This is a genomic window from Hoeflea sp. (assembly GCF_984452065.1).
Map to the genome: position 1 here is coordinate 1 of NZ_CFHWAF010000232.1, position 3,460 is coordinate 3,460.

A 3,460-nucleotide genomic window follows, 5' to 3' on the forward strand; every position below is an offset into this window, starting at 1 on the left:
CGGCATGCGCAGCGGCAGGGGATTCTACGACTGGTCGGAGCGCGACCCCGAGGAATTCAAACGGCAGCGCGACGAGGAAATCGTGCGCCGGGTCAAGATCCAGGCCGGCGGCGAAGTCAAACTCGAGCGATAGCGATCATGTGGCCGGCTTGATCAGAACCTTGCCGACGGCCTCGCCGGAGGCCATGAACTCGCAGGCCGCAAGGGTCTCGGCAACACCGAACCGACCGGCGACAAGGCTGTCGAAATCGACGGTTCCCGCTTCAATCAGGTCGACCGCCTCGTCGAACTCGCTTGTGAACAGGATCGAGCCGGTCGAGGTGATTTCCTTGAGCGCGTTGAGGTGCAGATTGACCGGCACCTCGCTCGGCTGGATGAGCGACAGAACCGCAACGACGCCCTGTTTGCGCACTGCGTCGAGCGCCTGGTTGTAGCCGTGCGGCGAGCCGCTTGCCTCGATCACCACGTCATACCGGTTTGACAGTTCTGCAGGATCGTTGCGGCCGATCACGTATCCCTTGCTTGCGCCGACGGCGCGCGCGGCATCGATAGCGCCCTGTTTGAGATCGGTGACCTCGACATCCGCGCCCCTGGCCTTGCAGCCGACCACGGCCAGCAGCCCCATCGGGCCGCAGCCGGTCACCAGCACCTTCGTTTGCGGACCGACACCGGCCCGGTTGACGCTGTGCATGGCGCAGGCAAGCGGCTCGGCGAAGGTCAGATGATCCGGATCGACGCCTTTCGCGACGGCCCGGCAGCAACGGGCGGGAAAGTCGAAACAATCGCGAAAGAAACCGTCAATATGCGGCTTCGTGGTGGCCGAGCCCGGAAACCGTTTGTCCGGGCACATGTTGATATCGCCGCTTTGGCATTTTTCGCATGTGCCGCATGCGATGACGGGATTGATGGCGACCAGCGCGCCGGGTTCAAATCCGTGACCGTTCGCGTCCTCGACGAAGGCGCAGGCCTCGTGGCCGAGGGTGACCGGATAGTCGAGCGCAAATCCGGCATTTGCGAAGTGGCGGAAGTAATGCATGTCCGTGCCGCAGATGCTGGCCGTGGCGAGGCGCAGGCGGATGTGATCGGGCGCGGGTCCGGCCGGCAACTCAGTCTGCTCGATAGCGATCGCGCGAGCGCCGGTGAGGATGGATCTGGTATAGCCCACGGTTCAGAACCCCACGGAAAACCCGCCATCGACGGGCAGGACGACGCCGCTGATATGCGCCGCCTGATCGGAAGCCAGAAAGTAGACGGCATTGGCGACATCTTCGGGCAGGCCGAATGTGCCGCCCGGAATGCGCCCTTCGATCTTGGCACGGCGGGCAGGGTCCTTTTCGAGGATGGCCCGGGTCATATCGGTATCGATGAAGCCGGGCGCGACCGCGTTGCAGCGAATGGCGAACGGCGCCGCATCGACGGCCACCGACCGCGTGAGGCCCACCACCGCCGTCTTCGCGGTCACATAGGCCGCCGCCGAGGGCAGGGCCAGAAGCCCGCCCATGGAGGAAATGTTGACGATTGCGCCGCCCTTGTCTTTCTGCAATTCCGTATAGCGCCCGCAGGCCCGGAACATGGCCTTGACGTTGAGGTTCAAGACCGTCTCGAGTTCGTCGCCCCTGACGTCCCAGACGGGTTTCTTGAGATGCGCGCCGGCATTGTTGACGAGAACATCGATGCCGCCGGCCTCCGAGGAAATCCGGTCGAGATAGCCCGTATCCTGCCAGTCGCCGAGATCGTGCGCGTGGAACACGACGTTGCCGTCGAGCGAGGCGATCTCGCCTTCGGTCCGCGCGACCACATAGACGCGGTGACCCTCATCGAGGAACTTCCTGGTCTGGGCAAGCCCCAATCCCTTGTTGCCGCCGGTAATCACTGCCGTTTTCATGACAAGTCCCTTTGCGCCCGATGCCGGCGATAGAGTTGGTTGATGGATGCAAGAAAAACGGATTCGTCCTGATCCTTGATGAAGAAGTCCGGGAAGATCTCGCAGACATCATCAATGAACCCGAGGAACCAGACATCGCGCGGACGGGTCCAGGCATTTTCCATCGTGTGCAGTCCGCCGGACAGAAAACCGGCATATTTCGGATCCGCGCCTTTGTTCCGCCAGGTCTGCAGATGCGCCGGCTGGCCCTCATTTTTCAGATAGACGCCCGACTGCACCGGCTCTGACGCGATCCAGCGGGCGAATTCAACCGCTTTGTCCAGATGGGCCGATTTCGCCGAAACGACAATGCCGGCGCCACCGAGAATGCCGCGCTTGAGCCTGCTCCCCCTGAAGCTCGGAAGGTCGGCATAGTCGAGCCGGTTGGGCCTGAAGCCCGGCCGGGCGTAGTTGATATAGCCGAACAGACAGGGCGAATAGGCGAAATCATCGGTCGTCGCCATCGCCTCCAGAACCTTGATCGGGTTCCACGAGACGGCCTCGGCCGGACCGAATTTATAAAGTGCTTTCAGTATCTTGAGGGAAAGAATTCCATTTCTTTCTGAGACAAACTCCTCTTTGGAATAGGGCAGGACCTCTTCGCCGCGGCCAGCGACCAGCGTCATCAGCATGCAGCAGGCGTCGACCGGCAGAAGGGCGGTGACGATGCGGTATGTGTTCCTGCTGTCATCGAGCACGGCGTCCCAATCGGGAAGCTCCTGCTTGCAAAGGTCAGGGCGCTTGACCGCCATCTGACAGGCGGCATCGACCGGATAGGCCCACAGCCTGTCGCGCCACACATAGCTTTCCAGACTGCCGCCGAGCGAACAGCGTTCGGCATCGTCCGGAGGCGGAAGCGGGTGCAGACAGGCCGTATCGGCGATCTGCCCGACATGCGGGTGATCCAGAACGATCAGATCATAGGCTTCGGCGAGTTTGGATATCGATGCGTCGGCGAAAGCCTGAAGGCTGCGGCGGTCCCAGGAAACGGATATGCCGTGCTCCGAGCGGTAATGTTCGGACGCGGCTTCCAGGCCGGCATATCCGCGCGGGTGATCCCATGTCATGCCTTTGAGCATCTGAGCTGCCTGATCTTTGTGGTGGTGGTTGTCGTAGATTTGTACTATACATCCAAATTCGGATTGGTAAAGCGTTTTACCAACTTCGTATCGAGATATTTACCGGCAGCCACATAATTGTTTGCAAAAGCTCCAACTGTACGGTTTGACAGGTGAGGGTCAAATCCTTCGCGCCGAACGGCTACGGACTTTTGAACATGAGCGGCAATGTCTGGGAGTGGACCCGCGACACGTTCAAGATCCGCTCAATGAAGAAGGCCGCCCGGCAGCGCCAGAAGGAAAGGGCCGGCCATAAGACGCTCAAGGGCGGATCGTTCCTGTGTCACCGCAGCTATTGCTATCGCTACCGGATCGCGGCAAGAAGCGGCAACTCTCCGGACAGCACGACATCACATCAGGGTTTCCGGGTGGTCTACGACACGCAGGAACTCTGATTCAGACCCATGTCCCGCGCCTT

Annotated in this window: 4 protein-coding genes; 1 reads left to right on the forward strand and 3 read right to left on the reverse strand. The window is 61.2% G+C overall.

Annotated features, from left to right (window positions below; translation table 11 throughout):
* Positions 1-136 precede the first annotated feature (136 nt).
* The 3 genes from AC5E6N_RS23755 to AC5E6N_RS23765 are packed head-to-tail and all read right to left on the reverse strand — an operon-like array spanning position 137 to position 3,003.
* Positions 137-1,165 carry a zinc-dependent alcohol dehydrogenase gene (locus AC5E6N_RS23755; protein WP_491750127.1) on the reverse strand — a complete coding sequence of 343 codons (1,029 nt, stop codon included), beginning with the start codon at positions 1,163-1,165 and terminating at the stop codon, positions 137-139.
* 3 nt (positions 1,166-1,168) lie between these two features.
* Positions 1,169-1,885 (reverse strand): SDR family NAD(P)-dependent oxidoreductase, encoded by a 717-nt coding sequence (locus AC5E6N_RS23760; RefSeq protein ID WP_491750128.1) that lies wholly within the window; start codon positions 1,883-1,885, stop codon positions 1,169-1,171.
* Entirely contained in the window at positions 1,882-3,003 is a 1,122-nt protein-coding gene (locus AC5E6N_RS23765; RefSeq protein ID WP_491750129.1) for a hypothetical protein, read from the reverse strand. Before AC5E6N_RS23765 ends, AC5E6N_RS23760 begins: the two co-directional genes overlap by 4 nt.
* Before the next feature lie 152 nt (positions 3,004-3,155).
* On the opposite strand from AC5E6N_RS23765, the gene AC5E6N_RS23770 reads away from it, so the two are divergent.
* Positions 3,156-3,437: a formylglycine-generating enzyme family protein gene (locus tag AC5E6N_RS23770; RefSeq protein WP_491750130.1), complete on the forward strand. Its 282-nt coding sequence runs from the start codon at positions 3,156-3,158 to the stop codon at positions 3,435-3,437.
* Positions 3,438-3,460 lie beyond the last annotated feature (23 nt).